The organism is Mesorhizobium subarcticum (assembly GCF_055456085.1).
Genome location: NZ_CM144237.1, coordinates 2,659,124 through 2,677,427 on the forward strand (window position 1 = coordinate 2,659,124; position 18,304 = coordinate 2,677,427).

At 62.1% G+C, this 18,304-nt stretch carries 21 protein-coding genes and 1 pseudogene; 9 read left to right on the plus strand and 13 right to left on the minus strand.

Going from position 1 to position 18,304, the window contains the following annotated elements; all coding sequences use genetic code 11:
- Positions 1-14 precede the first annotated feature (14 nt).
- The 5 genes and pseudogenes from ACZYHG_RS12960 to ACZYHG_RS12980 all read right to left on the minus strand — a co-directional run bounded on the left by ACZYHG_RS12960 (position 15) and on the right by ACZYHG_RS12980 (position 4,674).
- Entirely contained in the window at positions 15-368 is a 354-nt protein-coding gene (locus tag ACZYHG_RS12960) for a hypothetical protein (RefSeq protein WP_464614127.1), read from the minus strand.
- Positions 369-513: 145 nt separating this feature from the next.
- Positions 514-1,749, minus strand: a complete 1,236-nt coding sequence (locus tag ACZYHG_RS12965) for a nickel/cobalt transporter (protein WP_464614128.1) — start codon at positions 1,747-1,749, stop codon at positions 514-516.
- A complete protein-coding gene (locus ACZYHG_RS12970) occupies positions 1,746-2,414 on the minus strand; it encodes a DUF1007 family protein (RefSeq protein WP_464614129.1) in 669 nt (222 codons plus the stop codon). Before ACZYHG_RS12970 ends, ACZYHG_RS12965 begins: the two co-directional genes overlap by 4 nt.
- 163 nt (positions 2,415-2,577) lie before the next feature.
- Positions 2,578-3,477 (minus strand): LysR family transcriptional regulator, encoded by a 900-nt coding sequence (locus tag ACZYHG_RS12975; protein WP_027030861.1) that lies wholly within the window; start codon positions 3,475-3,477, stop codon positions 2,578-2,580.
- A 2-nt stretch (positions 3,478-3,479) separates the two neighbouring features.
- Positions 3,480-4,674: pseudogene (locus ACZYHG_RS12980) on the minus strand (amidase).
- 541 nt (positions 4,675-5,215) lie between these two features.
- On the opposite strand from ACZYHG_RS12980, the gene odc2 reads away from it, so the two are divergent.
- Positions 5,216-6,349: an ornithine/lysine decarboxylase gene (gene odc2, locus ACZYHG_RS12985; RefSeq protein WP_464614130.1), complete on the plus strand. Its 1,134-nt coding sequence runs from the start codon at positions 5,216-5,218 to the stop codon at positions 6,347-6,349.
- Between the two features lie 96 nt (positions 6,350-6,445).
- Entirely contained in the window at positions 6,446-7,015 is a 570-nt protein-coding gene (locus tag ACZYHG_RS12990) for a GNAT family N-acetyltransferase (protein WP_464614131.1), read from the plus strand.
- Positions 7,016-7,088: 73 nt separating this feature from the next.
- On the opposite strand, the gene ACZYHG_RS12995 is transcribed toward ACZYHG_RS12990, so the two are convergent.
- From ACZYHG_RS12995 to ACZYHG_RS13020, 6 genes are all read right to left on the minus strand, one after another.
- The gene (locus ACZYHG_RS12995) at positions 7,089-7,373 is read right to left on the minus strand and encodes an SCP2 sterol-binding domain-containing protein (protein WP_464614132.1); all 285 of its coding nucleotides are present in this window, start codon (positions 7,371-7,373) and stop codon (positions 7,089-7,091) included.
- Positions 7,374-7,588: 215 nt separating this feature from the next.
- Positions 7,589-8,119, minus strand: a complete 531-nt coding sequence (locus ACZYHG_RS13000) for a hypothetical protein (protein WP_464614133.1) — start codon at positions 8,117-8,119, stop codon at positions 7,589-7,591.
- A 29-nt stretch (positions 8,120-8,148) separates the two neighbouring features.
- A complete protein-coding gene (locus tag ACZYHG_RS13005) occupies positions 8,149-8,574 on the minus strand; it encodes a hypothetical protein (protein ID WP_027030856.1) in 426 nt (141 codons plus the stop codon).
- Positions 8,575-8,587: 13 nt separating this feature from the next.
- On the minus strand, positions 8,588-9,160 hold the full coding sequence (locus tag ACZYHG_RS13010; protein WP_464614134.1) for a rod-binding protein: 573 nt from the start codon (positions 9,158-9,160) through the stop codon (positions 8,588-8,590).
- 96 nt (positions 9,161-9,256) lie between these two features.
- Positions 9,257-10,651, minus strand: a complete 1,395-nt coding sequence (locus ACZYHG_RS13015) for an ATP-binding protein (protein ID WP_464614135.1) — start codon at positions 10,649-10,651, stop codon at positions 9,257-9,259.
- Positions 10,648-11,310, minus strand: coding sequence for a response regulator (locus ACZYHG_RS13020; protein WP_027060047.1), 663 nt, complete (start codon positions 11,308-11,310; stop codon positions 10,648-10,650). Before ACZYHG_RS13020 ends, ACZYHG_RS13015 begins: the two co-directional genes overlap by 4 nt.
- A gap of 3 nt (positions 11,311-11,313) precedes the next feature.
- On the opposite strand from ACZYHG_RS13020, the gene ACZYHG_RS13025 reads away from it, so the two are divergent.
- The 4 genes from ACZYHG_RS13025 to ACZYHG_RS13040 all read left to right on the plus strand — a co-directional run bounded on the left by ACZYHG_RS13025 (position 11,314) and on the right by ACZYHG_RS13040 (position 14,622).
- Entirely contained in the window at positions 11,314-11,994 is a 681-nt protein-coding gene (locus tag ACZYHG_RS13025; protein ID WP_464614136.1) for a hypothetical protein, read from the plus strand.
- Positions 11,995-12,174: 180 nt separating this feature from the next.
- Positions 12,175-13,011, plus strand: coding sequence for a DUF1295 domain-containing protein (locus ACZYHG_RS13030; RefSeq protein WP_464614137.1), 837 nt, complete (start codon positions 12,175-12,177; stop codon positions 13,009-13,011).
- On the plus strand, positions 13,008-14,036 hold the full coding sequence (locus ACZYHG_RS13035; protein WP_464614138.1) for an SAM-dependent methyltransferase: 1,029 nt from the start codon (positions 13,008-13,010) through the stop codon (positions 14,034-14,036). The genes ACZYHG_RS13030 and ACZYHG_RS13035 overlap by 4 nt, the downstream gene beginning before the upstream one ends.
- A 25-nt stretch (positions 14,037-14,061) precedes the next feature.
- Positions 14,062-14,622 carry a hypothetical protein gene (locus ACZYHG_RS13040; protein WP_464614139.1) on the plus strand — a complete coding sequence of 187 codons (561 nt, stop codon included), beginning with the start codon at positions 14,062-14,064 and terminating at the stop codon, positions 14,620-14,622.
- Between the two features lie 6 nt (positions 14,623-14,628).
- On the opposite strand, the gene ACZYHG_RS13045 is transcribed toward ACZYHG_RS13040, so the two are convergent.
- Positions 14,629-15,039 carry a DUF2177 family protein gene (locus ACZYHG_RS13045; RefSeq protein WP_464614672.1) on the minus strand — a complete coding sequence of 137 codons (411 nt, stop codon included), beginning with the start codon at positions 15,037-15,039 and terminating at the stop codon, positions 14,629-14,631.
- Positions 15,040-15,166: 127 nt separating this feature from the next.
- Between ACZYHG_RS13045 and ACZYHG_RS13050 the strand changes: the two genes are divergently transcribed.
- The 3 genes from ACZYHG_RS13050 (at position 15,167) to ACZYHG_RS13060 (ending at position 17,912) form a co-directional block, all read left to right on the plus strand.
- Positions 15,167-15,550, plus strand: a complete 384-nt coding sequence (locus tag ACZYHG_RS13050; RefSeq protein ID WP_464614140.1) for a DUF2147 domain-containing protein — start codon at positions 15,167-15,169, stop codon at positions 15,548-15,550.
- Positions 15,551-15,703: 153 nt separating this feature from the next.
- Complete coding sequence (locus tag ACZYHG_RS13055) at positions 15,704-17,050, plus strand: NAD(P)/FAD-dependent oxidoreductase (RefSeq protein WP_464614141.1); 1,347 nt, start codon at positions 15,704-15,706, stop codon at positions 17,048-17,050.
- A gap of 13 nt (positions 17,051-17,063) precedes the next feature.
- On the plus strand, positions 17,064-17,912 hold the full coding sequence (locus ACZYHG_RS13060) for a DUF1365 domain-containing protein (protein WP_464614142.1): 849 nt from the start codon (positions 17,064-17,066) through the stop codon (positions 17,910-17,912).
- Positions 17,913-17,920: 8 nt separating this feature from the next.
- Here ACZYHG_RS13060 and ACZYHG_RS13065 read toward each other — a convergent pair whose 3' ends face one another.
- Complete coding sequence (locus ACZYHG_RS13065) at positions 17,921-18,304, minus strand: hypothetical protein (RefSeq protein WP_464614143.1); 384 nt, start codon at positions 18,302-18,304, stop codon at positions 17,921-17,923.

Sequence of the window (18,304 nt, forward strand, 5' to 3'; positions counted from 1 at the left end):
ATCTGCTGCTGCGGCTACTCTTCCGGACGAGAATTTTCTTGTTCACCCCACCGCGCGAAGAATCTCGTCTTTGCTCCCACGTAAAGCAAAGCCAGCAATAACGCTATTCCGACAAGAACGCTGTGGGTAAGAGCTACTGCAACAAGAGCCAGTGCAAAACTGCCTCCTACAATGATCCCCATAAGGAACGAATGTCGGGTTCCTTTTCCCGCCCAAATTATCGCTATTGACGTTGCGAGCCATGCCAAAAAAATAAAAGTGGGCATTCCCCAATCAGATAGCCAAAATGGGCGGAATACAACTCCTGCAATGACGGCGGGGATGCCGAGCGCCATACGCAACAAAAACGTCCTGAAGTCTTTGTTCATCGCGAGATACCCGCACGAGCCTGACACGCTCACACGAAAGACGGTAACTCGTTAAAATAGCCTCTTCGCTATTCGGGAAACGGCAAGTCGAAGAGCCTGACAGAAATCAGGAGCTAAATCTTAGAGCCCAGACACTTGACGCCACTCAGGCGCCGGCCAGGCTCGCCGACAGCAGCAGCAATCCGAACAGGAACACGAAAGCGGCGCCACCGATCTCGACGATCGAATGGATGCGGTTGCCCATGCGGCCGTCGCCGGCGAAATACACCGCCCAGTTCTTGGCGGTCACCGCGAGCGTCGCCAGCGCCGAGACGGTGATGGCGGTTCCCAGCGACATCGCCAGCACCGACAGCAGGCCGCCGAGCCAGAGCCCGTTGAGCAGCGCGAAGCTGAGCACGATCAGCGCGCCGGAGCAGGGGCGTATGCCGACGGCGGCCACCGCCGACCAGGCGGTGCGCCAGTCGAAGCGATCGCCCGACAGCAGCGCCGGATCGGGCGCGTGCGAATGGCCGCAGGTTTCGCAGACCTCGCCATCGGCATGATCGTGATGCGCATGGTCATGGTGCGCGTGTTCGTGCGCGCCGTGATCATGTTCATGCGCGCTGTGGTCGTGGTCATCGTGCCAATGGTCATGCACATGGTCGTGGTCGTCATGGACCTGCAGCGCGTGCGAATGGGCATGTGCCGAATGGCTGTGGGCTGCGTGCGAATGGCCGGCGTGGGAATGCCCGGCGTGCGAATGGCCTGTATGGGAGTGACCGGCGTGAGAATGACCCGCATGGGCAGCCGACAGGCTGTAGGCGGGCGCTCTGCCGAACAGGCGCAGGATGGACGGGCCGAGCTTGCGCCACAACAGCCAGGCGCCGAACAGGGTGACGAGGGCAAAGCTCATGATCTCCATGAACCAGGCGGCGTCGGTCATCGAGATGGTGGTGCCGCGCAGGACGAAATAGGCAAGCAGCATGACCACGATTGCCGTCAGGCCCTGCAGGAGGGCCGAGACGAAAGACAACAGGATGCCGCGCCGCAGCGCCACTTCATTGGCGACCATGTAGGACGAGATCACGGCCTTGCCGTGGCCGGGGCCGGCGGCATGAAAAATGCCATAGGCGAAGGATAGGCCGATGAGGATCCAGATCTTGCTGCCGTCCTGGCGCATCGCCTTCATCGCGCCGGCAAGAGCGCGGTAGAATTCCTGCTGCCGCAGGTTGATCCACATCAGGATGTGGGCGAACGGACCGGTGGTCGGCGCCATGCCGTCATTGACGCCGATGCCGAGCGAACTCTGGGCGTGCGCGGCATTGGCGAAATGCATCGTGACAAAGGCGAGGGCCAACAGGCCGAATGCCAAACGCAGGGACGGTTTCGTCACCGGGGTCATCCTTCTGGCTGACAGGTCAGTTCGAGCTTGGTGGCAAAGATCTTGCTCATGTCGGTGCCTGTCGGGTCATTGAAGAAGGCGTCCGTCAGGGTCTTCTGGTTTTCCTTGATGGCTTCATCCGGATCCGGCCGGATCACCTTGCTGGTGCAATTCGACGGCAGGCCTTCGACCGTGATGTTGGAATCCTCGGTGAAGTCGATCGCCGTGTAGAAGGTCGGGTCATAGACGCCGATGTCGATCGTGCCCGTCAGCTTGATCGGCACCTTGGGTTCGGACTCGAACAGGATGATCAGCTGGTCGTTGTCGAAATTGGCCATCAAATGTGGAGGCGGCACCATCGTCACGTCCTTGCCGTTTTGCGTGACGAGCTGGAAATAGTTGAACTCGGCCAGCGAGGCATGAACGGTGTCGGCGACATCCTTCAGCTCCTTGTCGTCAAGCTTCAGGTCGGAGTTCTTGTCGAACTCCATCATCACCGTACTCGAAAACAGGTCGTCGAAGCGCCAGAGATGGCGCAACGCTTTCACACTTTGGTGATCCGGGGACAGGATCACGTCGAGCCGGGCCTCGGCGAAGACGTGTGGATGCACATAAGCCGGTCCCGTGGCGGCGAAAACCGCCGCCAGGGCCGAAGCCAGCATGATTGCGTGCCGTTTCAGGTGCATTCCCGGTCGCGATTCCCTTGGGCTTCGGAGAGATACCGAAGGGAACCAGAAAGGGGGCGAAATTGGGACCAGTGCTTGTCGCCCAAAAGTGCGCAGCGGTTTTGGGATAACGACACGCACAAACAAAACTCAAAGCGCGTCGCGCTTTGATGGTTGGAATAGGTCAAGCGACCTCGCGCGTCCTGAACCACTGCACCAGGAAGTCGACGAAAACACGGACCTTGGCCGGCAGATAGCGGCGGTGCGGGTAGACGGCGAAGATGCCGCCGCCGGACAGGATGCGGTCGTCGAGCGCCGTCACCAGCGCACCGCTCTTGAGATCGGGCGAGGCGATGAAGTCCGGCAGGATGCAAAATCCGAGTCCCGAGACGGCGGCAGCGCGCGCCGCCATCGGGCTGTTGACCTCGATCGGACCCGACACGGCGACGCTTAACTGATCGTTGTTGTCGCCCTTGAATGCCCAGTTGTTCAGCCCGCGGCCATTGGTGTCGACGATGCAGGGCATGTGGCCGAGGTCCTGCGGTCGCGTCGGCATGCCGTGCTTGGCGATCAGTTCGGGAGAAGCGCAAAGCTTGATCGAGAATGGCGCCAGCCGCCTGGCGATCAGCGACGAATTCTCCAGTCGCGAGATACGCACGGCGAGGTCGAAGCCTTCCTCGACCAGGTCGACGAAGCGGTCGTCGAGCTGGATGTCGAGCACGATGTCTGGATATTGCTTGGCGAAGTCGATCAGCGATTGGCCGATCGGCGCGTCGGCGAAGGTGCGCGGCGCCGACAGCTTGATCCGGCCGCGCACGTCGCCGGAGGATTCGCGCACGGCATCAGCCAGGCTGTCGACCTCGCGCACGATTTCCGAGGCGCGCCGGTAATAGGTGTGGCCGGCCTCGGTCATCGAGAACTGGCGCGTGGTTCGGTTGAGCAGCAGCGCGCCGAGCTCGTCCTCCAGTTCGCGCACATACTTTGACAGCAGCGCCTTGGAGCGGCCGATCTTGCGCGCCGCCGCCGAAAAGCCCTCGGCCTCGACGACGTCGATGAAGGCGCGCATGCGGGTCAGTGTGTCCATGGTCAGGCCTTTGCTGCGTCGAGAAGTTTTCGGCCGAGCCGTATCAGGGCGATGTCGCTGCCGGAAGGGCCAAGCAGCGACAGGCCGAACGGTGCGCCGGCGACCGAACCGATGGGCAAGGTGATTTGCGGGAAGCCGGAGAGCCCGGCCAGGCACAAAAGATGCAGGGCCCGCTCGCGATAGGCCTGGAACTGCTCCGGCGTCGAGTTCGACATAGGGCGCCGGGCCCGGCACCGTCGGCAGGACAAGGACGCCGTCTTTGCCGAGCAGGGCGCCGAGTTCGCCCCGAAAGGTCAGCCGGCGTACCTTCTCGGCCTGCACTGTGCGGTCATCGACGGCGCGGCCGAAGCCGAAACGCTCCTCGACGCCGGGGCCAAGGTCGCGCTCGCCACTGGTGATCCATTCGCCATGCACGCCCCAGGCCTCCCTGGCCTGCAACCGGCGAAAGCACCAGTAGAGTTCATCAGGGGTAGAGCTGAAGCGTGTCGTTGGTGTTGCCAGTGCGCCGCAAACCCTACCCGCCAGCGCCTTCATCCCGGCATATTCGGCAAGGGCTGGGCGAGCGACCATCTCGTCCAGCCAGGCGATCGACAGGGGGCGGTCGAGGGCGTGCTGGTGCGGGTCGCGGCCAAGCAGCAGCTTGCCGACGGTCTCGTAGGTCTCGATGTCGTCGGCGAACCAGCCGAACGTGTCGAAGCTCGGTGCCAGCTTCATGGCTCCATCAAGCGAAATGCGGCCATGCGTGGTGCGCAGGCCAATCAACCCGCAAAAACTCGCGGGCGCGCGGATCGAGCCGCCGGTGTCGGAGCCGGTGGCGATGTCTGCCAGCCTGCCCGCGACCGCCGCGGCGGATCCGGACGACGAGCCGCCGGTGACGCGGTCGGGTGCTGCGGGGTTCACCGGAAACGGAAAATGCGCGTTCTGGCCATACAGCGCGAAGGCAAGCTCGTCGGTCTGTGTCTTGCCGACAAAGCGCGCGCCGGCATCGAGAATCATCTGCACGGCAGGCGCAGTGCGGGAGGCGGCATGGCTTTCGGCGAATTTCACAGGATTGCCGCAACCGGTGCGGTAGCCGGCAACGTCATAGATGTCCTTGACGGCGAGGCGCAGGCCGGCGAGCGGGCCGAGCTCGGCATGGGCCACCGGCATCTGGCGAAGATCGAGAAAGGCGTTGAAGGGGCCGTGCGTGCCTGTCATCGTTCGATATCCGGATACGATTGCGCCTACATTGTTCGATGCCAGAAATTTTACAACCGGAGATACGATTTTTATTGATTGTGACGGCCACCAGCCATATATCGCGCTTGCCCAAAGTCGCACGTGCCTGTGGGTGTCCGCCGATCCTCGAATGGTGAGGGAAATCGGTAAGGTAACTGGAGCCAACCCCTCCAGTCGGTCTAGCGGCCAACCGCCAGCCCGAGGACACCTTGAAGCAACGACGGTGCGGGCCTTTCTGGTTCTCTTCCGGTTGTCCAAAGACCGGGGTTACTAAAGAGGCACACCTTCATTGCCGGCAGTGCGGAACGGGGTTCTCCCAATCCAAGCCAAGGCAGACAAAGCGAACCGAAGCCGGGCAAGGCCAAGGTTCATCGCCGCGAGACGGCGTTTCATGGTTCCGGGGTCTCCACCGGCTGGTTCCATGGATTTCCGTCCCGCCTTTGTTTGACCGCGTGTTCGCGAGGCCGACAGCCCGCGTACGCACCCTTGTGCGCGCCGAAAGGCGTGTTGGAGAATTCCGATGGCTACACAGCGCATCCTCGACTTCCTCGCCACCCGACGTCCGTCCGGCCCCTGCCTGGTCGTCGACCTCGATGTCGTGCGCGACAATTTCCGCGCCTTCGAGAAGGCGTTGCCCGATTCCAAGATCTACTATGCGGTGAAAGCAAACCCGGCGCCGGAAATCCTGCGCCTGCTTGCTGCGATGGGCTCGTCCTTCGACACCGCTTCCGTTGCCGAAGTTGAGATGGCGATGGACGCCGGTGCGCCGGCGGACCGCATCTCCTTCGGCAACACCATCAAGAAGGAGCGTGACATTGCACGCGCCTACCAGCTCGGCATCCGGCTGTTCGCGGTCGATTGTGTCGAGGAGGTCGAGAAGATCGCCCGCGTTGCTCCCGGCGCGCGCGTGTTCTGCCGCGTGCTGACCGACGGCGAAGGTGCCGAATGGCCGCTGTCGCGCAAGTTTGGCTGCGTGCCTGACATGGCTGTCGACGTGCTGCGCCATGCCAAAGGCCTCGGCCTCGACGCCTATGGCGTGTCGTTCCATGTCGGCTCGCAGCAGACCGACCTGACCGCCTGGGACCGTGCGCTGGCCGACGCCAAGAAGGTGTTTTCGACGCTGGCCGAGGAAGGCATCGTCTTGAAGATGGTCAACATGGGCGGCGGTTTCCCGACGCGCTATCTGCGTGACGTGCCGGCGGCCCAGGCCTATGGACAGGCGATCTTCTCGGCGCTGCGCAAGCATTTCGGCAATGCCATTCCGGAAACCATCATCGAGCCGGGTCGTGGCATGGTCGGCAATGCCGGCGTCATCAAGTCGGAAGTCGTCCTGATCTCGAAGAAGGCCGCCAACGACAATGTGCGCTGGGTGTTCCTCGACATCGGCAAGTTCGGCGGCCTGGCCGAGACGATGGACGAGGCGATCCGCTATCCGCTTGTCACCCGCCATGACGGCACAGAGACCGCGCCTTGCGTGCTCGCCGGCCCGACCTGCGATTCGGCCGATGTGATGTACGAGAAGACGCCATATCCGCTGCCCTTGTCGCTGACCATCGGCGACGAGGTGCTGATCGAAGGCACCGGCGCCTACACGACCACCTACTCGGCGGTCGCGTTCAACGGCTTCGAGCCTCTCCGATCCTACGTGATCTGACGGTTCGAAAGAACCGATCAGATCATCCCAGGTGGGCGTCAGTCGCCCACTTGGGCTCGCCTGTGGAACAAGCTCCGCTCGTGAAGGATCGCGGAAATGGAAATGTCAGTTGAAATCGTAGCTCAGGCGCCGGCCTTCATGATGGTCGCCGAAACCGTTGCCGACGTCACGGCGCGCGAAGCCTTGCTCGATCGTGCCATGGGGCCGAAGCGCAAGACCAAATCGTCGGAGAAGCTGCGGCGTGGCCGGCGGCCTTCGGAAGGCCTGGCCTTTGTCGCGCGCGATGCATCGGGTGGCGTGGCCGGCACGGTGCGGCTCTGGGATGTCAGGCTGGGCGAGGGCGGCCCGGCAGCGCTGCTGCTTGGCCCGCTTGCCGTCGATCCGTCGCTCAAGAATGCAGGCATCGGCTCGGCGCTGATGCGCCACGCCATCTCGGAAGCCGCGCGTCTCGGTCACGCGGCCATCCTGCTGGTTGGCGATGCGCCCTATTACGGCCGCTTCGGCTTCTCGGCCGCCAGGACCGGTTCGCTGGCCATGCCGGGGCCATATGAGCGGCACCGCCTGCTGGCGCTGGAACTGGTGGACGGCTCGCTTGATGGCGTGCACGGCACGTTGAAGGCTTCAGGCCGCAAGCTGAAGACACAGGCGCGTACGCTGGCCGCCTGAAACCCCTATTGCCGTTCAAATGAAAACGCCGCCCCGAAAAGGCGGCGTTTTTTGTAACATCCGGGCGGGCTGCTCAGCCGATCAACTGGCTGAGCGCCATGGCAACCGTCATGTCGCCTTCGACTTTGATCTTGCCGGTCATGAACGCCATGGTCGGGTTCAGGTCGCCGGCGATCAGCGAATCGAGATCGTCGAGCGAAAGCTTGATGGTGCAGTCGGTGGGGGCGTCTGATGTCGAGACGGTTGCGCCGTCGATGACGATGACGCCGTCGCTGCCGGTGTCGAATTTCACGGAACGATCGAACCCGCTGCTGGCCACGCGCGACTTGATCTTCTCGGCAATCTCCTGAACGCTCACGCTGTTCTCCTGGTTTGTTGCATCTTCTGGTCTATTATATCTGACGCGCTACGGCGCTTCGATGCTGTCGAAGCCCATGCCGCATGGCGATCAAAGTCGCTGCCGCATATAGCTTTGGGTTGACGTTTACGTCAACGCAAATCCTGGAAGCTGGTTCCTATCGTCGCATGGGGCGACCTGCGGGGATTACCGCTGCAGGGCCAGTGCGATGTGGTTCAATGCGTGCCGACCGGCTTTGCCGTCTCAGGCGTCCCGGGCGCCTTCGGGCTGGAATCCTGCCGGCGGCGCAACCAGTTGTCGCGGATCTCGTCCTTGCTCAGGAAATTGATCTGGTCGACCAGAACCTCATGCACAAGGGTTGCGCCGACACGGGTGTTGATGGTGTCGCGGATCGCGGCGCGAAAGGCATCGAGGTCGATCGACCCCTTCTTGCTGAAGTCGATCTGGGGATTGGAATAGAGATAGGTGTAGACCTGATCGGTGATCAGCGCCTCGGCCGGGATCGACAGTTTCTTTATTTGCTCGGGCTCGACGGTGTAGACGAGCTTGGCCAGGAAGTAGCCGCTGATCTCGGAGTCGCGGATCAGAGGGACCGAAATGATATCGGTCTTGACGTAATCGAGCCCACCCAGCATCGGCTTGGGTTTCTCGCCGACACCGCGTTCGCCTGCGGCCTGGAACGAATAGAAGACCGCGCCCAGCGTGGCGGCGCAGACCCAGACCGCGATGGCGATGACCTTGATCACAGAGATATCGAGCGTTGGATCATCTGCGCCTAGCCTTGCGCCCGGCCGAACTCGCCGGCGGAGTAGGTGCCGTCGGTCTCGGCGCGCTGGATGGCGCTGCGCAGCAGATTGGCGACTTCATTGACGGCGCTCAGATGCGCCAGGATGGCAGCCTCGTTCTTCGCCAGCTTCTGGCGCAGCCGGGTCAGGCCTTCGCGGTGCTGCTCGACGAACTCGGCTTCGGCACCGCCCTTCATTGCGCGGTTCAATTCATAGAGATACCTGCTCTTGCGGGCGTTCGACGCCTTGAGGTCGTAGCTGGTGTCGTTGCGGATGCCGGCGGTCTCTTCCTCGACCACCTCCTCGATGCGGCCGATGATGGCGGCGAGGTTGCCCGGCCGCGCGAACTGGATCGGTGTTTCCGATTCCGTCGTGCGTGCCGGCAGGTTGGGTGTGAATTCCGAATTGTCGGCCATGGCGTTTCCCAGTTTAGATCTTGATGTCTGTTTTTATGGTTGTCTCGTCGCCGGTCATCGACCTGGCGGCCTTGCGCTGCAGTTCCTGGACGAGCGAGGTGGACAGACGGGTTTGCTGATCGATCTCGGTCTTTTCCAGTCCGTTTGAAATCGGGCCGATCGGCACCTTGCGCTTGCCGTCCATATAGTGGTCGGCAAGCATCGATTTGGCGATGCCGATGCCCCCGCGCTCAGCCATGACGTCGGCGACGCGCTCGGCCAGCTGCGATTTCCACATGTCGCCGGCGAGACCGGTGCCGTAGACGCCTTCGGTGTCCTTGGGCAGCATGTTCTGGATGAAGGTCTGCAAGACCATCGCCTCGAACTTCTTGAATTTCTTGGCCGGATCGGCTGTCGCCGCCGCTTTGTCAGCCGTGGCGCGCGACAGGATCGAGCCGGCATCGACGGACGCCGCGGTGTCGACCGAAAAGCCACCAGCGGCCCCATTCGCGCGCTTGGTCAGCGCGGCACGGGCAGCCTCGATATCCATCGGATCGGCAGCTCGGGCGACATCCATCACGATGTCGCTGGGTGGAGAAATCGCCAAGAAAGTCCGCCTTTTGCCGGGGGTTCCTTAGCCAGACCATGCCTCAACAAGCTTGTGGCAGGCTTGCGGGCGAGAAAGCCCCAGACGGTAGCCTACTCATGATGCTACCGCGCTTGGCAGTCGAACGACGACCTTCAGTCCGCCCACCGCAGCTTTGCCAAGATTGAGATCTCCGCCGTACAGCTCTGCGAGTTCCCTGGTGATCGACAGGCCAAACCCGTGGCCGACGACGCTCTCATCGAGCTTCTTGCCGGCCTGCAGAACGTCCTGGATCTTCTCCACACTTATGCCAGGTCCGTCATCGGCGACTTCTATCGAGACCTGGGTGCCGTCATTGCGACCTCTGATGGAGATTGTGCTCGCAGCCCATTTGAAGGCGTTGTCCAGTATGTTGCCGAGCATCTCATCCAGATCCTGCGGTTCGCAGGCGGCGGCAAGGGTCTCGGGCACATCGACCGCCACGCTCAACCCGCGCTCAGCGTTGATTTTTGACAGAACAATATTCAAGTCCAGAATGCGCGGCCTGATCGCGGTGCTGATGTGGGCGGGTCCATTCAGGGCCGCAGCGCGCGCTCGCCCAAGGTGATGTCGAATACGCTCCTGCATCTCGCCAACAAGCCTCAGACGCTCGGCATCGCGTCCGTTCCTGCTGCCGGCGAGAGACAACGATAAAGCCGCGAGTGGCGTGTTGAGCGCGTGGCCAAGGTTCGAGACGTGACCACGGGCACGCCTCATCCCTTCGGCGTTTTGCTTGATCAGTGAGTTCAGCTCATTCACCAACCCACTCAATTCCCTGGGTTGGTTGCCTTCGATGTGGGTGGCGCGGCCTGCGCGAACATCCTCCAGGCCCTTCGTCACGCGCTTGAGGGGTCGAAGACCCAGTCGCATCTGCAAAACGCTTGCAGCCGCGAGCAGCACCCCCAGGGCCAGCATCGTCAAAATGACGGGTGCCAGCGCATCGCGAAGTGGCCGCACCAGCGCATGGGCGGGTGCGGAAGCCGTAATTGTTATCCATGTACCGTTCATCGGCACGACCTGAACGCGCAGATAAAGCGGCTCGCCTCGTGGGCCGACCCCGTTGAACGGGCGAGGGCGCTCGTTGGCGTCCGGCGGCCCGTAATGCCATCCACCCCACCAGTGGTCTGAACCGCGGTTGGTGATATCACCGCCATTAAGCGATGCCGAACGATAGGTGTGGCTATCGACCGTCGCCGTCCAGTACCAGCCGGCACCGGGCCGGTCGAATGGCGGCGGATCGTTCAACGCCAGGACATCGGGCAATGATGGCTTGTTTTCCAGCGCACTCGTTACGGCACCGATTTGCGTATCGAGGCGCTGGTCGATCTGGTCGCGGATGAACCGCGAAAGAACGATACCCGTGCTGACGCCCGTGGCGATCAGAGCCGCCACAACCAGGACGGCTGATCCCAACGCCAGCCGCGCCGCAATGGATTTCGGTGCCAATCGCCGGAAGCGACCAAGCGGGTTCATGGCGCCGATACCAGGCGATAGCCTCGGCCACGCTCCGTGGCGATCATGTCATGCCCGATCTTTCGGCGAAGCCTGGCAATGATGACTTCGATTGAGTTCGAATCGACGTCGGCATCACCTTCGTAGACACGCTCGACAAGGTTGGACCGATCGATTGTCGTATCCTTGCGCAGGATGAGACATTGCAGGACCCGCCATTCCAGCGCCGTGAGCTTGAGCGGCAGCCCGTCCTTTTCAAACGTCCCGAGCTGCGCGTCAAAGCTGAGTGGGCCGCAGCTGATTTGCGGGGCTGCATGGCCTGCCGCGCGCCGCACAAGGGCTCGCAACCGAATGACAAGTTCCTCGATCCGGAATGGTTTGGTCATATAGTCGTCGGCACCGGCCTTGAAGCCCTCGACCTTTTGCGACCATCCATCGCGTGCGGTGAGGATCAGGACCGGCATCGTCCGGTTCGCCTTGCGCCATGAGGTGAGCACGCTAATTCCGTCGACTTTGGGCAGACCGAGGTCGAGCACGGCCGCGTCATAGGCTTCCGTGTCACCAAGATGCATACCGTCTTCGCCGTTGCGCGCCACATCGACAGCAAAGTTCTCCGATCGGAGCGCCTTGGCGATACCGTCGGAAAGCGTCTTGTCGTCTTCTATGAGCAGGATGCGCATGTGTTGGACCGTATCCTTTCTGACGTGCCGGATAGGCGCTCCAGCTTAACTCAGCCTGAACGGCTCGGTTCAGTTTCGGTTCGACCTGCTCGGCTAGAAATGCGGTGTCTACAACGCACAAAAGGATTTTTAGGAATGTCGAACCAAGACAATATTGGACCCGCAAGCCCAACGGAAACCAGTGGTGTTGAAACCACCCGACCGTCCAAGCGCCGGCTCGGCGCTAGAATCATCAGCGGCTCGGCGCTGGTGGGTATGCTTCTGGTTGGCGCCGTAGCGGGTGCAGTCGCCATGAAGGTATCGCACCACGATGAACGTCAGGCGCTGCTTCCGCCCGTTGCGATCAACGCAATGGCCAATGACAGCCTCGTCGCGGTCAAGGGCAAAGTCGCCGAGATATTCGGCAACAAGTTCATCATTTCCGACAGCACAGGCCGGACACTGGTCGATGTCGGGCCTGGAGGCAGCAACGCAGCACTTGTGGCGCAAAACGAGGAGGTGACGGTGCAAGGCCGCTTCGACGACGGCTTCGTTCATGCCGGGATGGTGATCCATGGCGACGGCCGCGTCGATGAGCTGCGCCCGCCACATCCTCACGGCCCGCGTCATGGCTGGCGTGATTTCGGACCGGATGCGCGTAGGCCCGGCCCGGGCGATGACGCACCCCCTCCGCCTAAAGCCTGAGCGCACCACCAGATCGACAAGGCGGCTCCGGCTGAAGCCGGGGCTGCCTTGTCACACGCTGCCGATACGGGAACGGATGGAAAGTGCCGGTCCGGCAAAACTCTAAGGGCGCGAGAAACTTGCCGCCACGTCGATGCGTAACTCACCCAACAGATCACAGTGATCGTGCAGGGCTACGTCGTGACGTTTGCAATCTTGTTTATCGGTGTGGGCATTTGCCTGTCTCTCGTCATGTCGATCGCCTGGGCAATTGCCCTTCGAAGCGGCAAGTCCGGCTGGGTGGATGCGATCTGGTCGTTCGCGGTGGGTGCCGCCGGTATCGCCATGGCGCTTGTTCCCTTGCCCGGCTGGCAGCACGCGGGGACGAGGGCTGTCGTCGTCGCGCTGCTCGCGGCGATCTGGGCGATCAGGCTTGGCCTGCATATCGTTGGCAGAACCCTGCACGGCGGTGACGATCCGCGTTATGCGCAATTGCGCAGCGAATGGGGCGAGGATTTTCCACGCCGGCTGTTCTGGTTTCTGCAGATCCAGGCCGGCGCTGCCTGGCTGCTTGCTCTCTCCATCTTCGCGGCAGCCCGCAATCCGGCCCCACAACTGCAAATCGGCGACTGGCTGGGCATTGCCATTCTGGTGATCGCCATCCTTGGCGAAGGCCTGGCCGACCGCCAGCTTGCGCGGTTTCGCGACAACCCGGCCAACAAAGGAAAAGTCTGCGACGTCGGGCTCTGGGCACTTTCGCGCCATCCCAACTATTTCTTCGAGTGGTTCGGCTGGCTGGCCTATGTGGCGATCGCGCTGGATTTTACCGGCGCCTACGCATGGGGCTGGGTCGCCGTGTCCGGCCCGCTCTTCATGTACTGGCTTCTGGTTCATGTGTCCGGCATTCCGCCGCTCGAAGCGCACATGCTGAAATCGCGTGGCGAAAAGTTCCGCGCCTACCAGGCGCGCGTCAATGCATTCTGGCCGGGGCCGTCCCGCCATACCCCTCCACAGACTTCGAAAGGTCAGGCATCATGAGCCTCATCGCATCCGCCATACGCACCGTCGAACGCAGCCCGCTGCCCGATCCCGTGACGCGGACGGGCATCGGCCTCCTGGTCGGACGCACCCGCCGAAACCTGCTCGAAAGCCCAGCCATTCAGGAGCAGGCGTTCGTTCACGCGATGGCCGATCATCCGATTGCCGAGCACACGCAAGCCGCCAACGAACAGCACTATGAATTGCCGCCGGCCTTCTTCGGGCTGGTGCTCGGCCCAAGGCGCAAATACTCCTCATGCCTTTACCGGCGCGGCGACGAGACCCTGGCGCAGGCCGAGCTGCTTGCGCTGGAGGAAACCGTCGCCCACGCCGATCTCAGTGAAGGCCAGGACATCCTCGAACTCGGCTGCGGCTGGGGTTCGCTGACGTTGTACATGGCGGAGCGTTTTCCCGCCGCCAGGATCACCGCGGTCTCCAACTCGGCGCCGCAAAGGGCATACATCGAAGCACGGGCCCGGGAGAAGGGCCTCGCAAACATCCGCGTCATCACCGCCGACATGAACAGTTTTCATCCGGGCCGCATGTTCGACCGGATCGTCTCGGTCGAGATGTTCGAGCATATGTCGAACTGGCAAAAGCTGCTCGAACGTGTGCATTCCTGGCTGAAGCCGGAAGGCCGGCTTTTCATCCATGTCTTCACCCACAAGAGCCGGTCCTACCGCTTCGACCATCGCGACAAGTCCGACTGGATCGCCCAGCATTTCTTCACCGGCGGCATCATGCCGAGCCACGGTCTGATCCGGCAGTTCCCGGCCCTGTTCGATGTAGAGCAGGAATGGCGATGGAATGGCCGCAACTACCAGCGCACCGCAAACCAGTGGCTCGCAAACATGGACGCCAACCTGCCCGAGGTCGACCGCATCCTGGCTGAGGTCTACGGCAAGGACGCCCTGATCTGGCGCCGCCGCTGGCGCCTGTTTTTCCTCGCAACGGCCGGGTTGTTCGGACATGCCAATGGCGAGGAATGGGGCGTCAGCCACTATCGCCTGCGCGCGGCCGCATAGATTGGAAACGCCGGTCCGATCAGGAATGCTGACGACATTCTGGAATGCGGCGAAGGCCTACTTCGCGCATGATGACCCTCTCGTGGCCACGGCGAATCTGGTGGCCCTTGTCGTTTTGTGGAACCAGCCCTTCTATCCGCTCTACGTCTACTGGTCCGTCGGCCCAGATATCGCGCCGACCTTCTACACATTCCTCTCGACGCCGTTTTTCCTCGCAGTCCCGGCAGTTGCGCGCTTCAACGGTCGTGCCGGGCGAGCGTTGCTCCCGCTCGTCGGAATCGGCAACACCGTGTTCAGCGCCAGGGTGTTCGGCGTCGCCTCCGGCGTGGAGATCTTTCTGTTGCCATGCGTGCTGCTCGGCTTCGTGCTGTTTAGGCCGCGCGAACGCATCATTGCGATCGCCATAGCGGTGGTCGGCATGCTGGCCTTCACGGTCCTGCACGGGCGCTACGGCGCGCCCGTCCATGTCTATTCGGCAGAGGAGTATGCAGGATTTCTGAAGATGAACGCATTGAGCGCCGGTACGCTTACCGCATTCATCGGTCTTCTCGTGATGAACCTGATTGGCAGCCCGGCCAAGCGCTGACTGCTACTATGCAGTTCGCGACAGAGCACTGGAGACGAGAAACCCCACTGTGGCCGCGATCGCGGTCAGCACGGTTCCCCAGCAGATATCAGCTACGGTGATCGCGACAGGCCAGTTCTTCAGCGTCGCCTGATTGGTCAGATCATAGGTGGCGTAGGCGCAGAAGCCGAACACCGCGCCGTTCACTGCCGCGGTCATCCACGATCCACTCTGGAAAGCGGGCTGCACCGCGAAATAGACGGCACCGGCGATATAGATGGCGTAGAAAAGCACTGCCGCCTTGACGTTGAAATTGTCGAGCAGGATCGGCCCCAGCAGCGGCTTGTAAAGCCGGCTGCTCATCACCGTCAGCCAGACGGCGTCGATACACAGGAACACAACCGCCGTCGTCAGATAGGCGATACCGTAGGTCTTGATCATTTTCGCTCCCGAGTGGCCTTGGCTGTTGCTCCCAGAAACGGTTTTTATCGGCGATAGTTTCGGCCGGCCGAAACTCGCTCTCCCCATCGTCCGTAGCTTCTAAAAACGGATGATAGGGCGACTGATGAACCGACTGGCAGTGGCGACAGGCCTCGTATTTTTTGTCTCGTTCTGCGGATCGGCGTTTGCCGCATCTGCGCCTGATCCGAGCGGCACATGGAACCGCGGCGACGGCAATGCGAAGGTCCGGATCGCCCCCTGCGGTTCGAACATCTGCGCCACAAATGTCTGGATCAAGGACACCAGCGGCGGTGAAGCCGTCGGCGACAAGCTTGTGATGACGCTGAAGCCGAAATCCGCCGACACGCTCAGCGGCAAGGCCTACGATGCCAAGCGTTCGATGACCTATGCGATCCAGCTCAAGGTGGCCGGCCAGAGTCTTGTCACGCGCGGGTGCGTCGTTGGCGGCCTGGTTTGCAAGTCGGTCAACTGGTCCCGCGCCCGCTGACGATGCGGTCGACAGGTCCGATCCGGCACCTGTTCACCTCGCGACGAAATACCTCGACTGCACAGTGAAACTCGCGCCGGATCCTCCCGTATCTACAAAGGTTCCCGGGTGCCGCCCGCGCCTTACACAGTTGATTTCCAACAAGGATTTTCGATGAACATTGTGCCCATTCACCGTGGTGGCTCCAACGGCAGGAAGAAAATCGCCGTCGTCGGATCGGGCATATCGGGCGCTGCTGCCGCATGGGCTTTGCATCCGAGCGCTGACGTTACCCTTTACGAGGCTTCGCACCGCGCGGGCGGCCATACCGCGACCGTCGACATCGACTATGACGGCACGCCGATTTCGGTCGACACCGGCTTTATCGTCTACAACGAGCTGGCCTATCCGGATCTCACCGCTTTGTTTTCGCATCTTGGCGTGGCCACGCATGAAAGCGACATGGGCTTTTCGCTTTCGCTCGATGGCGGCAAGCTCGAATGGTGCGGCTCGACGCTGCGCACCATATTCGCCCAGAAGCGCAATGTCTTTTCGCCCGGCTTCCTGTGGATGCTGCGCGAAATCCTGCGCTTCAACAAGGCGTGTATCGCCGAGCGCGACAGCGGCACGCTGGGCAATGTCTCGATCGGAGATTATCTTCGCACCCGCGGTTTCTCCGCAGGCTTTCGCGACAATTATCTTATCCCGATGGCGGCTGCGATCTGGTCGACGCCGCGCGCCAAGATGCTGGACTATCCGGCCGCAAGCTTCATCAGCTTCTTCGAGAACCATCGGCTGATCGACAATGATACGCGGCCGATGTGGCGCACGGTGAGCGGCGGTTCTCGCAACTATCTGCAGAAGCTCTTGGCGCCGCTTGGATCGACGCTACGCCTGTCGTCGCCGGTTAAGACAATGGTGCGCGATGCCTTCGGCATTACCGTGTGGGCCGGCAATGATGCGCCGGAGCGTTTCGACAATGTCATCATCGCCGGTCATAGCGACCAGGCACTGGCCATGCTCGGCGACGCATCGAGCGTCGAGGAAGCGATCCTGTCCGATATACTGTATCGACCCAACCGGGTTGTCCTGCACCGGGACCCCCGCGTGATGCCGAAGCGGCAGGCCGCCTGGGCGGCATGGAATTATCTGCGCTGCTCCTGTGATCGCGACGAACCGGAGGTGTCGGTGACCTACTGGATGAACCGCCTGCAAGGGATCGATGCCGCAAAGCCGCTGTTTGTGTCGCTCAATCCGGTCGTCGAGCCGCGCCCGGAACTGGTCTTCGGTGAATGGATGTTCGACCATCCCCAGTACGATGCGCGCGCCTTGTCGGCGCAAGCCCGCCTCGACGATATACAGGGCGTGCGCGGCACCTATTTCGCCGGCGCGTGGACCGGCCACGGCTTTCATGAGGACGGCCTGCGCTCCGGGCTGAACGCGGCGATTGCGCTGGGCGCTAAAGTGCCGTGGCGGCGGGCGGCGGAAGCTTTGCCCAACGCGCTCATAGCTGCGGAATAGAGGCTTCCCAGGTATGGCGGAGCGCGTCACCACACTCGAGCAAAACGGCCCGCCGCCAGCGGCGGCGGGCGTGCTCTATCCCGGTGAGGTCATGCATGCGCGGCTGAAGCCGTTCGGCCACCGCTTTGTCTATCGTGTTTTCTCGTTGCTGGTCGACATAGACAGGCTTGCCGAGCTCGGCCGCATGACATGGCTGTTGGGGGTCAATCGGCCGGGCCTTGCCTCTTTTCATGAGAGCGACCATGTCAGCGCCCCGGGCCAAACTCTGCGGACCTTTGCCGACAGGCTGCTTGCCGATGCCGGTCTCAAGAGGCCGGCGGCGCGTGTGCTGCTGCTCGCCTATCCCCGCATCTTCGGTTATGTCTTCAATCCGATCTCGGTCTATTTCTGCTACGACGAGGTCGGTGCGCTGATCGCCTTGATCTATGCTGTGCGCAATACGTTCGGTGGCCAGCATATTTACGTGTCGCCGGTCCGGCCAGGCGAACTCGGCCCCGCCGGGGTGCGGCAGACACAGCCAAAGCTTTTCCACGTCTCGCCCTTTATCGGCATGGAAGCACGCTACCAATTTCGTATTCTGCCACCGGGCAAGACCGTCAGGCTTCGCATCCACGAGACGGAAAATGGCGAGCCGCTGCTGGCGGCGACCTTTGCCGGAAGCGCACGCCCGCTAGCCACGCCGGAGCTTGGCGCGTGCCTGGTCAAGTTTCCGTTTCTGACGTTGAAGATCGTCGCCGGCATTCACTGGGAAGCGCTGAAGCTCTGGCTGAAAGGCGCACGCTTCCATGCGAGCCCGAAGGTAGCAGGTCGCACCCAATACAGCTTGCCCCACGAGACGCGGGCGGATGCCGTTCGAAAGTAAGCCCCGGCCTACTCTTCGTTCCGCTTCTGCGCGATCAGGTCGAGCCGCTCGCGGTCTGAACTCGCGCGTTCGTCGCGGTTGCGCAAATCCTTGTAGGCGCGTTCGACCATGTTGGTGCGCGCGTTCGCGGTGGCGATCAGGCCGACCTCCTGCCTGGCGCTTGCCAGATTCTCTTCCTGGCGCACGACCGCCTGGGCGATGCGGCGATGATAAAGATCAGGGAACAGGCCGGACAGCGAATTGTCCAAGTCGAAATGGCCGATCAATTCCCTGGCCTCGGTCTCGGCAGCATTTGCGGCAGCGAGGAAGGTGGCGTGGCGGGTCTCGTGCAGCGCCTTCAGCTGTTCCTGCACCTTGACCAGTTTCTTCAGGCGGTCCCTGCGCGTGCTCAT

Coding starts and splice junctions, on each gene's coding strand:
- ACZYHG_RS12975 (WP_027030861.1), bottom strand. CDS start 3,477: ATGGACACACTGACCCGCATGCGCGCCTTCATCGACGTCGTCGAGGCC.
- ACZYHG_RS13005 (WP_027030856.1), bottom strand. CDS start 8,574: ATGGCCGACAATTCGGAATTCACACCCAACCTGCCGGCACGCACGACG.
- ACZYHG_RS13020 (WP_027060047.1), bottom strand. CDS start 11,310: ATGCGCATCCTGCTCATAGAAGACGACAAGACGCTTTCCGACGGTATC.
- ACZYHG_RS13060 (WP_464614142.1), top strand. CDS start 17,064: ATGGCGGAGCGCGTCACCACACTCGAGCAAAACGGCCCGCCGCCAGCG.
- ACZYHG_RS13015 (WP_464614135.1), bottom strand. CDS start 10,651: ATGAACCCGCTTGGTCGCTTCCGGCGATTGGCACCGAAATCCATTGCG.
- ACZYHG_RS13040 (WP_464614139.1), top strand. CDS start 14,062: ATGCTGACGACATTCTGGAATGCGGCGAAGGCCTACTTCGCGCATGAT.
- ACZYHG_RS13050 (WP_464614140.1), top strand. CDS start 15,167: ATGAACCGACTGGCAGTGGCGACAGGCCTCGTATTTTTTGTCTCGTTC.
- odc2 (WP_464614130.1), top strand. CDS start 5,216: ATGGCTACACAGCGCATCCTCGACTTCCTCGCCACCCGACGTCCGTCC.
- ACZYHG_RS12960 (WP_464614127.1), bottom strand. CDS start 368: ATGAACAAAGACTTCAGGACGTTTTTGTTGCGTATGGCGCTCGGCATC.
- ACZYHG_RS13065 (WP_464614143.1), bottom strand. CDS start 18,304: ATGAGCACGCGCAGGGACCGCCTGAAGAAACTGGTCAAGGTGCAGGAA.
- ACZYHG_RS13055 (WP_464614141.1), top strand. CDS start 15,704: ATGAACATTGTGCCCATTCACCGTGGTGGCTCCAACGGCAGGAAGAAA.
- ACZYHG_RS13035 (WP_464614138.1), top strand. CDS start 13,008: ATGAGCCTCATCGCATCCGCCATACGCACCGTCGAACGCAGCCCGCTG.
- ACZYHG_RS12970 (WP_464614129.1), bottom strand. CDS start 2,414: ATGCACCTGAAACGGCACGCAATCATGCTGGCTTCGGCCCTGGCGGCG.
- ACZYHG_RS12965 (WP_464614128.1), bottom strand. CDS start 1,749: ATGACCCCGGTGACGAAACCGTCCCTGCGTTTGGCATTCGGCCTGTTG.
- ACZYHG_RS12990 (WP_464614131.1), top strand. CDS start 6,446: ATGGAAATGTCAGTTGAAATCGTAGCTCAGGCGCCGGCCTTCATGATG.